Annotated in this window: 13 protein-coding genes; 5 read left to right on the top strand and 8 right to left on the bottom strand. The window is 60.8% G+C overall.

Features of this window, described 5'->3' with window-relative positions:
• Positions 1-6: 6 nt before the first annotated feature.
• Entirely contained in the window at positions 7-891 is an 885-nt protein-coding gene (panB, locus tag ACRCJM_RS03215) for a 3-methyl-2-oxobutanoate hydroxymethyltransferase (protein ID WP_431463779.1), read from the bottom strand.
• Between the two features lie 216 nt (positions 892-1,107).
• Here panB and glnA (ACRCJM_RS03210) point away from each other — a divergent pair, with 216 nt between their 5' ends.
• Together glnA (ACRCJM_RS03210) and ACRCJM_RS03205 are read left to right on the top strand one after the other, a co-directional pair.
• The gene (gene glnA / locus ACRCJM_RS03210) at positions 1,108-2,451 is read left to right on the top strand and encodes a type I glutamate--ammonia ligase (RefSeq protein ID WP_237185416.1); all 1,344 of its coding nucleotides are present in this window, start codon (positions 1,108-1,110) and stop codon (positions 2,449-2,451) included.
• A gap of 69 nt (positions 2,452-2,520) precedes the next feature.
• Positions 2,521-5,691 (top strand): bifunctional [glutamine synthetase] adenylyltransferase/[glutamine synthetase]-adenylyl-L-tyrosine phosphorylase, encoded by a 3,171-nt coding sequence (locus tag ACRCJM_RS03205; RefSeq protein WP_431463778.1) that lies wholly within the window; start codon positions 2,521-2,523, stop codon positions 5,689-5,691.
• A gap of 15 nt (positions 5,692-5,706) precedes the next feature.
• On the opposite strand, the gene budA is transcribed toward ACRCJM_RS03205, so the two are convergent.
• Both budA and glnA (ACRCJM_RS03195) read right to left on the bottom strand, forming a co-directional pair.
• Positions 5,707-6,459 carry an acetolactate decarboxylase gene (gene budA, locus ACRCJM_RS03200; RefSeq protein ID WP_431463777.1) on the bottom strand — a complete coding sequence of 251 codons (753 nt, stop codon included), beginning with the start codon at positions 6,457-6,459 and terminating at the stop codon, positions 5,707-5,709.
• A gap of 109 nt (positions 6,460-6,568) precedes the next feature.
• Entirely contained in the window at positions 6,569-7,993 is a 1,425-nt protein-coding gene (glnA, locus tag ACRCJM_RS03195) for a type I glutamate--ammonia ligase (protein ID WP_237205045.1), read from the bottom strand.
• 286 nt (positions 7,994-8,279) lie between these two features.
• Here glnA (ACRCJM_RS03195) and ACRCJM_RS03190 point away from each other — a divergent pair, with 286 nt between their 5' ends.
• Positions 8,280-8,741, top strand: coding sequence for an RDD family protein (locus ACRCJM_RS03190; protein WP_185173129.1), 462 nt, complete (start codon positions 8,280-8,282; stop codon positions 8,739-8,741).
• A 12-nt stretch (positions 8,742-8,753) separates the two neighbouring features.
• On the top strand, positions 8,754-9,455 hold the full coding sequence (locus ACRCJM_RS03185) for a hypothetical protein (protein ID WP_431463776.1): 702 nt from the start codon (positions 8,754-8,756) through the stop codon (positions 9,453-9,455).
• 66 nt (positions 9,456-9,521) lie between these two features.
• Here ACRCJM_RS03185 and ACRCJM_RS03180 read toward each other — a convergent pair whose 3' ends face one another.
• The 3 genes from ACRCJM_RS03180 to lipB all read right to left on the bottom strand — a co-directional run bounded on the left by ACRCJM_RS03180 (position 9,522) and on the right by lipB (position 12,150).
• Complete coding sequence (locus tag ACRCJM_RS03180; RefSeq protein WP_431463775.1) at positions 9,522-10,271, bottom strand: DUF4191 domain-containing protein; 750 nt, start codon at positions 10,269-10,271, stop codon at positions 9,522-9,524.
• 126 nt (positions 10,272-10,397) lie between these two features.
• Positions 10,398-11,405 carry a lipoyl synthase gene (gene lipA / locus ACRCJM_RS03175; protein WP_185173127.1) on the bottom strand — a complete coding sequence of 336 codons (1,008 nt, stop codon included), beginning with the start codon at positions 11,403-11,405 and terminating at the stop codon, positions 10,398-10,400.
• Positions 11,406-11,472: 67 nt separating this feature from the next.
• Complete coding sequence (gene lipB / locus ACRCJM_RS03170; protein WP_431463774.1) at positions 11,473-12,150, bottom strand: lipoyl(octanoyl) transferase LipB; 678 nt, start codon at positions 12,148-12,150, stop codon at positions 11,473-11,475.
• A 195-nt stretch (positions 12,151-12,345) separates the two neighbouring features.
• Here lipB and ACRCJM_RS03165 point away from each other — a divergent pair, with 195 nt between their 5' ends.
• Positions 12,346-14,013: a protein kinase gene (locus ACRCJM_RS03165; protein WP_431463773.1), complete on the top strand. Its 1,668-nt coding sequence runs from the start codon at positions 12,346-12,348 to the stop codon at positions 14,011-14,013.
• A 92-nt stretch (positions 14,014-14,105) separates the two neighbouring features.
• On the opposite strand, the gene ACRCJM_RS03160 is transcribed toward ACRCJM_RS03165, so the two are convergent.
• Positions 14,106-14,489 carry a hypothetical protein gene (locus tag ACRCJM_RS03160; protein ID WP_135011345.1) on the bottom strand — a complete coding sequence of 128 codons (384 nt, stop codon included), beginning with the start codon at positions 14,487-14,489 and terminating at the stop codon, positions 14,106-14,108.
• Positions 14,490-14,649: 160 nt separating this feature from the next.
• A complete protein-coding gene (gene sucB / locus ACRCJM_RS03155) occupies positions 14,650-16,344 on the bottom strand; it encodes a 2-oxoglutarate dehydrogenase, E2 component, dihydrolipoamide succinyltransferase (RefSeq protein ID WP_431463772.1) in 1,695 nt (564 codons plus the stop codon).
• Between the last annotated feature and the right edge of the window lie 60 nt (positions 16,345-16,404).

The raw sequence follows: 16,404 nt of genomic DNA, 5'->3' as shown, positions 1-16,404 counted from the left end.
GAATTTTTAACTGTCGAACCTGTGTTCCGCTGCCGGGTAGGCGCCTGAGCGCACGTCTGACCGGTAGGCGGCTGCTCCTTCGAACAGAGTGTCGTAGAGGTTGGCGTACTGCTTGACGAAGCGGGCCATCTTGCCCTGCCGCAGCCCGAAAGCGTCCTGCCAGACGAGCACCTGCCCACTGACGTCCGCGCCCGCCCCGATACCGATGATGGGGATGCGCACTGAGGCGTCGATGTCGGCGGCAACGTCGGAGCGGGTCATTTCCATGAGCAGGCAGAAGGCACCGGCTTCTTCGAGAGCCAGGGCTGTGTCTTTGAGCGCCTGACCGCCGTCGCGGCCCTGCACCCGGTAGCCGCCGAGGGCGTGTTCAGACTGGGGTGTGAAGCCGATGTGAGCCATCACGGGTATGCCCGCTGCAACCATGGCGCGCACGTGGTCTACGTGGTGGGCGGTGGCTTCCATCTTGACAGCGTGCGCTCCGCCTTCTTTCATGAAGCGCACGGCGGTTGCTACGGCCTGGACGGGGGATTGCTCGTAGGAGCCAAAGGGCAGGTCAGCGACGACCATAGCCCGCTTGGCTGCGGTAGAAACAGCTTTGACCAGGGGGATCATCTCGTCAACGGTAATGGTGAGGGTTGATTCGTGCCCCAGCACATTGTTGCCCGCAGAGTCGCCAATGAGCAGCAGTTCGATGCCGGCCCGGTCGAAGATGGTGGCGGTCAGGGCGTCGTAGCTGGTGAGCATGGCGAACTTTTCACCGGCGTCCTTGGCCTGCTGCAGGTGCACGGTGCGCACCTTTTTGACGGCGAGGACGCTTGCCTCAGCGTCCTGAGGAGTGCTGGCGGGGGTGGGGTTTGAGGACCCGTAGGGTGCTGTTTCTTCGTTGAGCATGCTTTAACTCTAGTAGCCTGCAGGCGCACCGCAACCGGAGCGGGCCCGCTTTATCTCAGTCGGTGAAAGAAATGTTTAAAACACGTTACTGTTACCGGGGTCAGAGCGTGCCAGGTGGGCACGCAAGGCGGTTACGTTCTAGAGTTGATGCTAAGGATTCGTTTGCCCGCCCACCGGGGTGCGGGCACCACCTTTAGACATGAACGGATAGGTCACATGGATCGTCAGCAAGAATTCGTTTTGCGCACCATCGAAGAGCGCAACGTGCGTTTCGTCCGCCTCTGGTTTACCGATGTGGTGGGCCAGCTTAAGTCTGTTGCTATTGCACCGGCTGAAGTTGAGAGCGCCTTTGACGAGGGCATCGGTTTTGACGGTTCATCGATTGAAGGTCTGTCCCGCGTCTACGAGTCAGATATGCTGCTGCAGCCTGACCCCTCTACCTTCCAGGTGCTGCCCTGGCGCGGGGATGAAGAGCCGACCTCCCGTATGTTCTGCGATATTCTCACCCCCGACGGGGAGCCTAGTGCCTCAGATACCCGCGGCGTGCTCAAGAACGTGCTGTCTAAGGCAGCGGGTATGGGCTTTACCTGCTACACCTCACCCGAAATTGAGTTTTACCTGCTCAAGTCAAAGGAACTGGGCCCCAGCGGCTTCCCCGAACCGGTCGACTCCGAAAGCTACTTTGACCACACTCCCGGCGGCGTGGTGCAGGACTTCCGCCGCAAGGCAGTGACCACCCTGGAAGAAATCGGCATCTCGGTGGAGTTCTCCCACCACGAGACCGGCCCCGGCCAGAACGAAATCGACCTGCGCCACGCCGATGCCCTGCAGACCGCCGATAACATCATGAGCTTCCGCACCGTGATCAAGGAAGTCGCCCTCTCCCAGGGTATCTACGCCACCTTCATGCCCAAGCCCTTCACCGAGCACGCAGGCTCCGGCATGCACACCCACTTCTCCCTCTTCGAGGGCGACACCAACGCTTTCTTTGAGGCAGGGGCTGAGTACCAGCTCTCCCGCACCGCCAAGCACTTTATTGCCGGCGTCCTGCGCCACGCCCCCGAGTTCACCTCGGTCACTAACCAGTTCGTCAACTCCTACAAGCGTCTGTGGGGCGGCGGTGAGGCCCCCTCCTACGTCTCCTGGGGTCACAACAACCGCTCCGCCCTGGTTCGGGTTCCCCTCTACAAGCCCAACAAGATGCAGTCAGCCCGTATGGAGTACCGCGGCATCGACTCAGCTGCCAACCCCTACCTGGCCTACGCCGTCATCCTGGCAGCTGGCCTCAAGGGCATCGAAAACGAGTACGAGCTGCCCAGCGCCGCCGTCACCGAAGACATCTCAGCGATGACCAGCGCAGAACGCCGCGCCATGGGCTACCACGCCCTGCCGTCCTCTCTGCACGACGCCATCCACCGTACCGAAGAATCAGAGTTCATGGCCGAAACCCTCGGCGAGCAGGTCTTTGAGCAGTTCCTGCGCAACAAGCGCCGCGACTGGAACGCCTTCCGCGCCGAAGTAACCCCCTACGAACTCAAGAACAATCTCGGTATCCTCTAGTGCCCGTATGCAGGCGCAACACCACAGGCGGTGTTGCGCCTGCTGTAATTAATACCCAAGGAGACAGCGGTGACCCAGACCCCGCAGAACGAAACCCCCGAAGAAGCTGCCCGCCGCGCTGAAGAAGAACGCAAGGCCCAGGTGCGTCTGCTGAGCGAGATGGCATCGCTGGGGTTCTACGATGCGGCTAAAAGCGCCCGCTGGCTTGCCTCCCGGGAGCTCGAAGGTCTAGACCGCGCCAAACTGTTTGAGGGCCTGCGCCTAGCCCCTTCTCCCGATATCGCGCTTCCTGCCCTGGTCAGACTCATTGAACGCGCCCCCAAGGTGGCGCAGCTAGCTGCGCGGGGAGCGGACGCCGAGGCCCTCTACCGCTTACTGGGCGGCTCCGAGGCGCTGGGGGAGTTCTTGGTTCGCCACCCCGAGCACGCAGACCTGCTAGAGATTGACCCTAGGGCTTTTGACGGCCAAGATTTTCCCGTCTCGCTACTGCCCGAGACCGACGGAGAATACCTCACCCCTATCGCTCCGCTCGATACCGTCTACCGCCGCGACCTGCTAACGGCTGTGGGAGCCGACCCGGCTGCGTCCGCCCCGGTCGCCCAGCTCACCGGCAAAGAAGCCTACACTGCCCTGCGCGTTGCCTACCGCCGTCACCTGACCGAACTCGCGATCTACGACCTCACCAGCTTCGCACCGGTACAGTTCATGCCCACCGTTGGCCGTCTTCTGGCAGACCTGGCCGCAGCTGCCCTCGAAGGGGCCCTGGCAATCGCCCGCGCCGAAGTAGCCCAGAACCGCAGCGAACAGACCGTAGCCGCTGTAGAACTTGCCATTATCGGCATGGGCAAATGCGGTGCCCGCGAACTCAACTACATATCAGATGTGGACGTGGTCTACGCTGTCGCCCACAAGCCCCTGGCCGACCTGCCCGAAGATTTTGCCCCCCTCGACGAAAATACCCTGACCCAGATCGGTACCGAGCTGGTCATGGCCCTCTCCAAGGCCATCATGGCCCCGGCCCCCGAACCAGCCCTCTGGGAAGTCGACGCCAACCTGCGCCCCGAAGGTAAGGACGGCGCCCTGGTACGCACCGTGGAGTCCTACACCACCTACTACAAGCGGTGGGCCGAAAACTGGGAATTCCAGGCCCTGCTCAAAGCCCGCCCCATCGCAGGTACCCCCGAGCTGGGCGTCCGCTGGGCCCGAGCCATGCGCCCCTTCATCTGGGAATCTGCCGCCCGCGATTCCTTTGTAGAGTCAGTGCAGGCCATGCGCCAACGCGTCACCGACAACATCCCCGCCGCCGACGTCGACCGACAAATCAAGCTCGGCCCCGGAGGCCTGCGCGACGTAGAATTCACCGTTCAGCTTCTGCAGCTCGTGCACGGCCGCACCGATGAGAGCGTCCGCACCCAGAGCACCACCGACTCCATCGCAGCCCTCGCAAAAGCCAGCTACATCGGCCGCAAGGACGCCCACGACTTCGCAGATAACTACGCGACCCTGCGTGTGATGGAGCACCGCATCCAGCTGCTCTACATGCGCCGTACCCACCTGATGCCGGTCAAAGAAAACGACCGGCGCTCGCTAGCGCGCGCCATGAACTCTCCCCTGGCCCCCACCCAGCTGACCGAGCCAGAGATGCTCAAACAGTGGGCCGGTATCAAACGTGCCGTGAAATCCCTGCATGAGCGCCTCTTCTTCCGTCCGCTGCTAGCCGCCGTTGCCCACCTCTCCAAAGACGAAGTGGCCCTCACCCCGCAGGCAGCGCAAGACCGCCTGGCAGCCCTGGGCTACAAGGACCCCCGCCGCGCCATGGGCCACATCGAAGCCCTCACCAAGGGTCTACGCCGCTCAGCCGAAATCCAGCGCACCCTCATGCCCGTGCTTCTCGGCTGGTTCGCCAAGGGCGTGGACCCGGACGCCGGCCTGCTCGGCTTCCGCCGCGTCAGCGAGTCCCTGGGCGGCACCCCCTGGTACCTGCGAATGCTCCGCGACTCACCGGCCGCAGCAGAGCGCCTCTGCACCCTGCTGGCGTCCTCCCGCTTCATCACCGACCTGCTCGAAGATACCCCCGAACCTATCGCCTGGCTCGACCGCACCGAAGACCTCAAACCCCGCGCCACCGACGTCATCATCGGCGAACTGCGCTCCCAGCTCACTCGCCACACTGACTCAGCCGAAGCGATCCGCGCCGTCCGCATGATGCGCCGCCGCGAAATTCTCCGCCTCGCCATGGGCGAAGCGCTCGGCATCAACAGCAACGCAGAAGTAGCCCACGGCCTATCCGACATCGACCGGGGCGCCATCCAGTCGGCTCTTGCCATTGCCGAACGAGAAACCTACATCGATGGCCGCACCCCGCTCACCGACGTAGCGGTCATCGCCATGGGCCGCCAGGGCGGGGCCGAAATTGGCTACGGCTCAGACTCCGACCTTATGTACGTGCACATACCGCGCGACGGAGCCGACGAAAAAGCCGCCCAAACCGAAGCCACCGACCTGATCAACCGCATGGTCGCCCTGCTCAAACAACCCACCACCCCGCCGATCCGCGCCGAAAAAGTGCTCGAAATCGACGCTGACCTGCGCCCCGAAGGCAAAGCTGGAGCCATGGTGCGCTCGCTGGAATCCTTCCGCGAATACTACGAGCGCTGGGCAGACACCTGGGAGTTCCAGGCCCTGCTGCGAGCCCGCCCCTTCGCGGGATCCGAATACGTAGGGGCAGCTTTTATCGAGCTCATCGACCCCTACCGGTACCCCACCACCTTCCCCGCGGAGAAGGTCACCGAAATCCGCCGGATGAAGGCCCGGGTCGAAACCGAACGTATGCCCCGCGGCGCCGATAAGACCCGCCAGCTCAAACTGGGTAGAGGCGGGCTGACGGACGTCGAGTGGCTGGTCCAGCTCCTACAGCTGCAGCACGCCCACCGGGTCGAGGGCATGCGCACCACCTCCACCCTCAAGGCCCTGGACGCCGCTGTGCAGGCAGGGCTGGTCGATGAACGGGATGCCACCCTGCTCTCATCAGCCTGGAAACTGGCCTCCAAGATACGCGGCCTGAACGTGCTCCGTACCGGCCGCGCCTCGGACACCCTGACGACCACCCGCTCAGACCTTGAAGCTATCGCCCGCTGGTGTGGCTATGCCCCCCACTCTGCGCGCGTCCTCGAAGATGACTACCTGCGCATCACCCGCCAGGCCCGGGCCGTCTACGAAAAGCTGTTTTACCCGGGGTAGAGATTAGCCGTTTACCTAGTGCTTCTCAGCCTTTGAAATCTGGTCTGCCAGGTCTTCAGGCGATAGGTCTGCGTTCGAGAAGGCTTCGTTCAGGGGCAGGTGTAGGCGCAGGCCGGTGCCGGGGCAGATTTCCACGTGGGCGCTGCGCAGCTTGAAGTCGACCACATGCCCGCCGCGGGTGCGCTCGTCGTCGATGAAGTGGGCATGGCAGCCGGGCACACCGATACCCTGCTCGTAGATGGGAGTGCGGAAGCCCACGATGGTGCCGGGTACATTGTCGAACTGGACGATGTCTTCACCCTCTACGGCGTCTACCATCTTGGGGTAGGGCTTCTCCTGTTTCTTGACGGTGCGGGTGCGTACCCACTCGAAGTCGCCCACAATCTTGATGGCGTACATGTAGTTATCTGACAGGGTGAAGTTATCCAGTACCTGGCTAGCTGAGGTGCGCAGCAGGTTGGTGGGGAGTTCGCGCTTGATGGCGGGCACGAAGTTAGTGATGACGGCAAAGGGGGTCTTCTGGTCGAGCGAGGCGAGCGAGATGGAGCCGTCGTAGCGCATCTGGTAGCAGGTGCCGTCAAGCACGATCATTTCCCCGTCGAGGCCGTCGAAGGTGCCCACGCCGAAGTTTCCGTGGCCCAGTAGTTCACCGATGGTCATATCCCCGTCGTAGATGCCGTCGAGAAGCTGGCTCATCAGGCCGGTTTGGAAGACCTCGTTGCGGTAGATGGTGCTGCGGCCTTCAAGAATGGAGCTTTGGGGGCTCATGGGTCTCTCCTTGAGTAAGCGGGGGTGGTGCGCAAAAGCCGCGCTGCGGCGTCCTTGCGGTGCGGACGCCAGCGCGGCTTTGTGCTTGTGAATGTCAGTTTACCGGGGCTTAGACGCCGTAGTACATCTGGTATTCGAGGGGGTGGGGGACCAGCAGCAGGGGAGCGAGCTCGTTGCTGCGCTTGTAGTCGATCCAGGCTGAGATGAGGTCTTCGGTGAAGACGTCGCCTGCCAGCAGGAAGTCGTGGTCCTTTTCGAGGGCGTCAAGGGCTTCTTCAAGGTTGGCGGGTGCCTTCTTGATGTCTGCTGCTTCTTCGGCGGGCAGCTCGTAGAGGTCCTTGTCGATGGGTGCAGGGGGTTCGATGCGGTTGCGGATACCGTCCAGACCTGCCATGAGCTGGGCTGCGAAAGCCAGGTAGGGGTTGGAGGAGGGGTCGGGTGCGCGGAACTCGAGGCGCTTTGCCTTGGGGTTGGTGCCGGTAATGGGGATGCGGATGCCAGCGGAACGGTTGCCCTGGGAGTAGACCATGTTGATGGGGGCTTCGTAACCGGGAACCAGGCGCTTGTAGGAGTTGACGGTGGGGTTGGTGAAGGCCAGAACTGATGAGGAGTGCTCAATCAGACCGCCGATGTACCAGCGGGCGACGTCTGAGAGGCCTGCGTAGCCGCGCTCGTCGTAGAAGAGGGGCTCGCCGTCCTGCCAGAGTGACTGGTGGCAGTGCATGCCTGAGCCGTTGTCGCCGAAGACGGGCTTGGGCATGAAGGTGACGGTCTTGCCCCACTGGTCAGCGGTGTTCTTGATGACGTACTTGAACTTGAGCAGGTCGTCTGCTGCCTGGGTGAGGGTGGAGAACTTGTAGTTGATCTCAGCCTGGCCGGGGGCGCCTACTTCGTGGTGGGAGCGCTCTACTTCGAGGCCTACCTCGTCGAGGGCTACGCACATGGCGTCACGCAGGTCAGCCTGCTTGTCGACGGGGGAAACGGGGAAGTAGCCGCCCTTGGTGAGGGTCTTGTTACCGAGGTTGCCGCCCTCTTCCTTGCGGCCGGAGTTCCAGGGTGCCTCGTCTGAGTCGATCTTGAAGAAGACTGACTGGGGGGTAACTTCGTGCTGGACGTTTTCGAAGACGAAGAATTCTGCTTCTGATGCGAAGAAGGCGGTGTCGGCGATGCCGGTTGACTTCAGGTATTCTTCGGCGCGTTCGGCGACGCCGCGGGGGTCGCGGTGGTAGGACTCGCCGGTGCGGGGGTTGACGATGGAGCCGGTAACGACCAGGGTCTTCTCAAGGCGGAAGGGGTCAACGTAGCAGCTGGTGACGTCGGGGATCAGCTGCATGTCTGATTCGGCGATGCCCTGGAAGCCGCGGATTGAGGAGCCGTCGAACATCTGGCCTACGGTGAAGAAGTCTTCGTCGATAGCCTTAGCGGGCAGGTTGAAGTGCTGCTGTACGCCGGGCAGGTCGCAGAAGCGGATGTCAACGAACTTGATGTCTTCGTTCTTGATGAAGTCGAGGACTTCCTGTGCGGTAGTGAACATGGTCGTTTGTTCTCCTTGAGTTGTTTTCGACCCATGGGTGCCCGGTTGGGTGGGCTCCCTCGCTGTTGTTTCTAGCCTAGGGTGTATTTTTTGCCCTAAAGTATCGCTTTTGTTTCGCGTGTGTAACGTACCGGCGCTTGAGTTGCGTTGGTGTTACGTGGGTTTGGGTGGCTAGGTTCCCCTTTTCTAGTGTAGGTGGTTTGGGGTCAGGTTTCTCAGAGGGTAGGACGCCTGCGCCCGGTTTTCTTGGGGCGGAAAGGGGGTAGGAGCCGGTAAGGTTAGTTGGGTGGTTACGAGAAGAGATTTAGGTTCTTGGATAGAGGGGGCTCCTACCGACCAGGAGTACCCCGGGCAGAATATGGGCAGGCCGCGGTCGGGGCGGGGTGCTATCGCTCGCCCGGTGCGCCGTTTGCTGGCCTTTTGGATTGACTGGCTGCTCATTGAGGGCATGTTTTTTGTGCTGGGGCAGACGGTTTTTCCGGGCGTGAATACCGCTGTGCTTGATGTTGCCCAGCTGGTTATTTTCTGGCTCTATATGGTTGCTGCTGTCGGTTTTATGGGGCATACGGTGGGGCATTTTGCCCTCGGTATGCAGGTACAGCGACTTGATGGTAAGCCCGCTGGCTGGCTGACCGCTCTGATTCGCCAGTCTATGGTCATGCTGGTGCTGCCCGTTGTCATTATGGATGCCGACCAGCGCGGCCTGCACGACCGGGCCCGCCATACTATTTTGGTGATGATTCGATAAATGAAAGACGATATGACGAACCCTACCGGCGAAGAGCCGCCGAAAGAGAACGACCCGGCGCTGCCCTCCTTTCTGACCCAGCCCAGACCAATCGACAAGGTCTTGCTGAGCCTACTCGCCTTCATGACCATTTTCTCGATGGTCATGATTCCCCTGCGACCTAATCTGCTGGTCAACGCACCCTGGCTGGTTTCTTTGCTGACCGGTTCAGGGCTGGGGCTGCTGATTACCGCAGCCCAGAACCAGGGAGCTGCCCTCATGCTGGCAGCCCTGACCGCAGCTGCTGCCGCCAGCCACATCAAGTTCATGGCGGTCTACTTCTTTATGGGGAAGCACTGGGGGCAGGATTTCATCACCTGGCTGTTCGCCAACCACACCCCCCTGTGGTGGCGCAAACTTGAGGGGTTTGTTGAGAAGCACCTCTTTCTGAGTCTGCTGCTGGGCTTTATCCCTTTCTCACCGATTCCGGCGACGATTCTGGTGGCTATCGCCGGTATCCGTAAACTCAAGGGCTGGATGATTGGTCTTTACATCTACCTGCTGGCTGTGGTTAACAAACTTTTTTACCTCTACCTGGGTCTGCGTTTCGGCGAGGGTATTCAACCCACTCTTGAAACCATTGACCGCTACATGATGCAGATAACCCTGGCTCTGATCGCCTACGTCTTCATCATGAACTGGTGGCGCGGTTCTAAAAAGCAGTCAGTAGAGTAATACTTTTGCAGAGATAAAAAAGGGGGCCCGCTCAACCTTGGTTGAGGGGCCCCCAATGTTTGAGGCTTAGCGCATGCCCTTGCGGTCGGGGCGCATACGCATGGGGTCAATACCCTTAGGAATAGCATTCAGCATGTTGTTGTGCTTGGACAGCGAATCAATGCGGTTAGCTACCTGGTGCATTTCCTGCTGGGTGAGCTTCTTGGGCAGCTTGTTCATGGTCTTGGTGAGCTGCTTGAGTTCAACCTGGCCGTCAGCGTGCCCGGTGTTGATGACGGTTACGGGAACGGTCGGTACGATCTTGGAGTACTTGAGCTTTTCCTTCTGGACCAGGCCGTTGACGCGGCCGGTGGGGCCTTCGGTCACCAGGACGATGCCGGGGCGGCCGATGGCGCGGAAGACGACGTCCTGGGACTTGTTAGCGGCAACGGGCTGCTGCTCGAAAATCCAACCGCGGCGCAGGGTTGAAAGAGCTGCACCGGAGCGACCGGGCTGGCCTTCCAGCTGGGCGAAAGCTGCCTTTTCTGCCCGGCGGGAGAGCACCATGACAGAGAAAAGAATGCCCAGGGGGATACCGATGAGAAGGAAGGTAATCCAGTTGTTGAGCAGCAGGCCGATCAGCAGGAAGACCAGGACGGTGCCAAAGAAGACCAGAGCAAGAATCCAGGGGATGTTGGGGTCCTGCTCGCGGGTCATAGCATAGACCTGCTTCATCTGAGCAAACATGCCGGGGCCGCGCTTGGCGCGGCGCTCTTCGCGAGCCTTCTTCTTTTCTTCGCGGGTCTGTGCGCGGGTGCTGCCACGGGATTCAGCCACTGTGTTTCCTTCGTGAGTCGATTCTGGGCGGGCGGGTGCGATACGCGCCCTAACTTACCTATTCTATACGGCAAGCGCCCACCGATGAAACCGGTGGGCGCTTGAAACCCTAGGGGGTAGCGTCCTTTAGGCCCCTGCTGCTACCAGGGAGCTAGCCTCCTGCATAGCAAAGCCTGAGTCGTCGATATGCGACAGGTGCTCAGGGATTTCGCGTCCCTGCTTCTTCATGGCACGGGCCCAGAGCTTACCGGCCCGGTAGGACGAGCGCACCATGGGACCTGCCATTACACCGGCAAAGCCAATCTCTTCGGCCATCTTTGAGAGCTCAACGAACTCGGCGGGCTTGACCCAACGCTCGATGGGATGGAAGAGGGGGCCCGGGCGCAGGTACTGGGTGAGGGTAATCAGGTCGCAGCCGGCATCGTGCAGATCGCAGAGGGCCTCGTAGACCTCTTCGTTGGTTTCACCCATGCCCAGGATCAGGTTGGACTTGGTAATCAGACCGGCTTCCTTGCCCTGGGTGATGACGTCCAGGGAGCGCTCGTAGCGGAAGGCGGGGCGAATCTGACGGAAGATACGCGGGACGGTCTCAAGGTTGTGGGCGAAGACCTCGGGGGCTGCATCGATGACCTGCTGCACGTCCTCTTCCTTACCCTTGAAGTCGGGGATCAGGATTTCGACGCCGGTGTTGGGGGAAACGCGGTGAATCTGGCGGATGGTTTCGGCATAAAGCCAGGCGCCGCCGTCCTCAAGATCGTCACGGGCTACACCGGTGACGGTGGCGTAGCGCAGGCCCATCTTCTTGACGTTGAGGGCCACCTTAAGGGGCTCGGTGCGGTCAATAGCAACGGGCTTACCGGTGTCGATCATGCAGAAGTCGCAGCGACGGGTGCACTCTGAACCGCCAATCAGGTAGGTTGCTTCGCGGTCTTCCCAGCACTCGTAGATGTTGGGGCAGCCGGCCTCTTCACACACGGTGTGAAGGCCAGAGCCTCGGGCTAGATCAACCATTTCTTTGTATTCGGGGCCAACCTTGGCCTTGGTTTTGATCCATGAGGGCTTCTTCTCGATGGGGACCTCTGCATTGCGGGCTTCAACGCGAAGTAGCTTGCGGCCTTCTGGCTGGGCGCTCATGAGGTGGGGTTCTCCTTTGGTGGTAAACCTGTGGTGGGTGTGCTGGCGGCTTCTGCCGGGGAGCGGTTTATGCGCTGGGGGCCGGTGTGAAGTCGGCGGCGAGCTGGTCGGCGTAACGGGCCAGCTCTTCTTCTACTCGGTCAACAATATCGGCGGGGGTTATATTCCGGCCGAGTTGTTCGCTAATGGTGGTGACGCCCGCATCGGTGATGCCGCAGGGGATAAAGGCGCCGAAGGGGTCGGTGGGGTTATTGCAGTTGATGGAGAAGCCGTGCATGGTGGTGTTCTTTGCAACGCGGATGCCGATAGCTGCAATTTTTTTATCTTGCACCAGGGCGCCATCGCCTAGCACCCAAACGCCTGAGCGCCCCTCGACTCGCTGGCAGGTGATGCCCAGGTCGGTCAGGACGTTGATGAGCACCTCTTCGAGTACCCGCACGTAGCGGACGACGTCGATGGGCTCGGGCAGCTGCACGATAGGGTAGCCAACCAGCTGGCCGGGGCCGTGCCAGGTGAGCTTACCGCCGCGGTCAATTTTGATGACGGGCACGCGGTTATCGGCCGGGTATTCGTGGTCTTCGGTGCGCTTACCGGCGGTAATGACTTCTTCGTGTTCCAGCAGTAGGACGGTATTTTGCCGGACGCCGGTGGCGACTTCTTCGTGGACGGTGCGCTGGTAGTCCAGCGCGGAGGTGTATTCCACATAGTCGGGGGCAAGCCCGACCCGTTCAAACAAAAGTGCCATACCTTCTAGGGTAGCCCTTTTGACGGTGGGGCGAAAATATTCAGGGAGACTCTGGCCGTCTGAACCCGGGATGTGGTGCTGTGACGCTAGATGACGTTTTTATCCACAGGGCACCTTCATGCAGTTGACTAGCGTAAATGCTAGCCCTGTGGATACTCCCGGCGGTGGCTCTATCAGATGGTGTATAGCTAAAGCATGAGTACCCCCACAGACCTACCCCAGCCGACCCGGGCGTCCGCACCGCCTGAACCAGAAAACGACCAGGCCCTGCCGATACCCGGTAACCTGCCCGACGTAACCCCGCGCTACCGCCTTGAAAGCGGAGCCCACCACAGCACCTGGATCGTGGACTGCGGCTACCAAAGTGCCGCCCACCTTGAGGTGCAGGCGGGCCCCTACACCCTGACTCAGATCACCGGCGATGCAGAAGCTAGTGCGAAATCCGCAGAACGGCTGTGTTCCCTCACCCCTCACCCCGCAGTGCTGAGGGTCGATGCTGTGACCTCATCGCAGGACTCCTACCATATCTGGTATGAACCTGCTGAGGCTGGCACTCTCGCCGACTATTGCCGAGCCAAGGGAAAACTGCCCCTGGGGCAGGTAACCACCGTTGCCAGAGCCCTCACCCAGGCGCTGGGTTACCTCCACGAACAGGGCTTTGCCTATTCTGAGCTAGCGGCCCGCCACTGCGTTTTCACCGTGCGGGGCGAGCTGAAACTCCTTGCCCCCGATATTGATACCCGCCCACTGGCGTCCGCGGTACAGAAGAGCCGGCAGGCAGATGACATCGCAGCCTGCGCCGCCCTGCTGTGGCTCTGCCTCACCGGGGAAGAGCCTAAGGCCATGCGTCTGAGGGCTCCCCTGAACCTGGCTGTACCCCAGGCCAGCGACGCCCTTGCCCAGACCCTTGAGGACGCTATCGACTCTCGTGCCCAGCAGCCCCAGCTGACTGATCTGCTAGCACTTATTGAGCTGGCTGCTGATCCTGAGCCTCTTGAACTTCACCTCAGCGCCCACCAGAGCGTGCGTCCCCGTCTTCCTGCCTACAGGCAGCCTGCGCCAGTAGAGCCCCGCCGGGCGGTGAAACAACGCCGTCAGATGTACGGGAAACTGCCCGATGTATCGCGGGGGAGCAAGGCGTCTCAAGGCGGGCTGCCCCGTATCAGGAGGAAGGGCAAAGGGGTCGGACGACTACCGGTAGGGCAGCATCTGCGGGAGCGCTGGGCTATGAGCGGTGCTATCCTGATAGGTTTTCTCGCCATAGCCGGGGCCGGGTACCAGCTGTTCTTATCAGAGCCCCAGCAGGACTCAGCTACCCCGGTATCGGCTGAGGCAGCGGTTGAGACAGCGGGCTCTCTTCCTGCTCTTACGCCGTCAGGGGCAGATCAGCAGCACGCTGGTGAAAGGCAGCAGGAAGAGGTCGAGCAAGACCAGGCAGTAGCCCTAGAACCCAGTGATGATGACGTAGCTCTTCTCGCAGCAGAGCTCGTAGCCGCCCGGAGCCGGGTACTTGCCTCTGGGGAAACTACGGAAATAGGTGATTACGCGGTTTTAGGCTCACCCTTGGCTGAAGCCGACAGCCAGCTATTGGCAAGTGAAGGCGCGGCCGCTCTAGCCGATATGAGCACAGAACTGGTGGACATCAGCGAGATCACGGCAACCGAGAACGGCTACAGGCTCCTGGTTACGGTGCAAGCGACCGGCTACAGCCCCGCAGGTAGTGATCGGGAACTGGCTGTGCAGGGTATAAGTCGGCACGATGGTAGGGTGCTTCAACGCGTGGAGCTGATTCTTCAAGCCGAGGGCGGAACCTACCTGCTGACCGAGGCACAGCCCCTGCCCCTAGACCCGTCCGCCCTCTAGCACCTACAGCCCTGCCGCTATATAGACCAGGGGCGGTGCACCAAACCGGTACACCGCCCCTGGGAGTAAGAACCTAGGTGTTCTTGCCTTGATTAGATCTGGGGGTACTGCATGAAAACAGCGATAGCGATATTGATCAGAGCCAGGCCACCAACAGTATGGGCCAGGGCTACGTTCTTACCGTTTTCAGGGGTGCCCAGGGCGCGGGCAGCCTTGTACTTCTTCTGACCCATAAAGGCCGCTACAGCGATAACTAGGGCAATCACCATCTTGATGCCAATCATCATGTGGTTCAGAGTCATGTTCTGTGACATCTGGATGAAGTAGAGAGCAAAACCGGTAACGACCTGCAGCAGGGCCGCGTGGAACTGACCGGGCAGAACGATGCCCTGCTTAAAGGTGCCTAGCCACAGGCCGAAAACCATTGCGGCACCAACGATGTGCAAGAAAAGAAGAATTGAAAATGCGATAGCCATAATGACAAGTCTACGTAATACCTGTTTGTTTAGCGACAGTTCGCCACTAAAACCGGTGTGGGGGTGACCACGCGAGCCCCCTAGTAGATAGAAAAGTGCCCCGCTAACTTCTGCCAGCGGGGCACTCGAGAGCCTAGTTCAGAGAACTAAGACCTGTGGTTTAGAGACCAACCTCAGCTTCGAAAGCTGCTTCTTCAAGACGCTGCTTGAGGAAGGCCAGGAAGCGGCCAGCGTCTGCACCGTCTACAACGCGGTGGTCGTAGGTCAGTGAGAAGTAGGCCAGTGAGCGGATAGCGATAACATCGTTACCTTCGGCATCCTGGATAACAGCAGGACGCTTGTTGGTGGAGCCGATGCCCAGAATCGCTACGTTGGGCTGGTTGATGATCGGGGTGAAGAAGACACCGCCGGTCTGGCCAGTGGAGGAGATGGTGAAGGTTGAACCTGACAGCTCCTCGGGGCCGACCTGGCCGTCACGAGCGCGCTTGGCAACGTCGTTGATCTTCTTTGCGATACCTGCGATGTTGAGGTCGCCGGCGTCCTTGACAACGGGAACGAGCAGACCCTTGGGGGTGTCAACTGCCAGGCCGATGTTCTCGGAACCGTGGTAGGTGATTTCCTTGAAGTCATCGCTCATGGAGGAGTTGAACTGGGGGAACTGCTGCAGAGCTTCGGTGACTGCCTTGGTGAAGAAGGGCAGGAAGGTGAGCTTGGTGCCCTCGCGAGCCTCGAAGCCGGCCTTAGCCTTGTTGCGCAGAGCAACCAGACGGGTCAGGTCGATTTCCTGGACGGTGGTCAGCTGAGCTGAAACAGCCAGTGACTCAACCATGCGCTTAGCAACGGTCTGGCGGATGCGGGGAGCCTTTTCGGTGGTGCCGCGCTTTGAAGACGCTGCAGCCTTGGGGGCTTCCTTCTTGGCAGGAGCTGCGGTTGCGGGAGCTTCAGTAGCGGAGGCTGATGCTACGGGAGCAGCGCCCTTCTTAGCTTCAGCAGCAGCCAGGACGTCCTGCTTGCGGATGCGGCCGCCAACACCGGTGCCCTTGATGGTGGACAGATCGATGCCTTCCTGCTTGGCCAGCTTGCGGACCAGGGGAGTGACGTAGGCTTCGCCGTTGTCGCCGGAGGGCAGTTCAACAGCGGGAGCTTCGGCAGCTTCGTTGGTGGAGGAAACAGCGGGTGCTTCTTCCTTCTTTTCCTCAGCTGCGGGTGCTTCTTCCTTCTTCTCTTCTGCGGGAGCAGAAGCGGCTGAAGCGTCACCGATGATAGCCAGAACCTGGCCGACCTCGGCATCCTCGTCTTCCTGGATGCGGATTTCGAGCAGGGTACCGGCTACGGGTGAGGGAACCTCGGTGTCGACCTTGTCGGTGGAAACCTCTACGAGGGGCTCGTCAACAGCAACTTCTTCGCCAACTTCCTTGAGCCAGCGGGTGATGGTGCCTTCGGTGACGGACTCGCCCAGGGCGGGCAGGGTAACCTCGGTGCCAGAAGCTGATCCTGAGGACGCGGGTGCGGCAACGGGTGCCTCTTCCTTCTTTTCCTCAGCGGCGGGAGCTTCTTCCTTCTCTTCAGCCTTGGGAGCTTCTGCAGCGGGGGCATCGTCAGATGAGCCTGCGCCGGAGCCGTCGCCAATAACGATGAGGGGAGCGCCGACCTCGACGTCCTCGTCCTCTTCAACGAGAATCTTCTCAACAACACCGGCTACGGGTGAGGGAACTTCGGTGTCGACCTTGTCGGTGGAAACCTCAACGATGGGCTGGTCAACCTCAACGGTTTCGCCAACCTCAACGAGCCAGCGGGTAACGGTACCCTCGGTTACGGATTCGCCCAGTGCGGGCAGTTCTACGGTGGTGGACATAGTCCTTCGTGCTCTCCTTGTGAGTGATAAAAATCTGTAGGGGGTAGGCGCTGACCCTAT

The sequence above is a fragment of the Rothia sp. L_38 genome, assembly GCF_050689125.1.
GTDB lineage: Bacteria > Actinomycetota > Actinomycetes > Actinomycetales > Micrococcaceae > Rothia.
The sequence above is the reverse complement of the archived record's forward strand: the minus strand, read 5'-3'. Positions and strand labels throughout refer to the sequence as shown.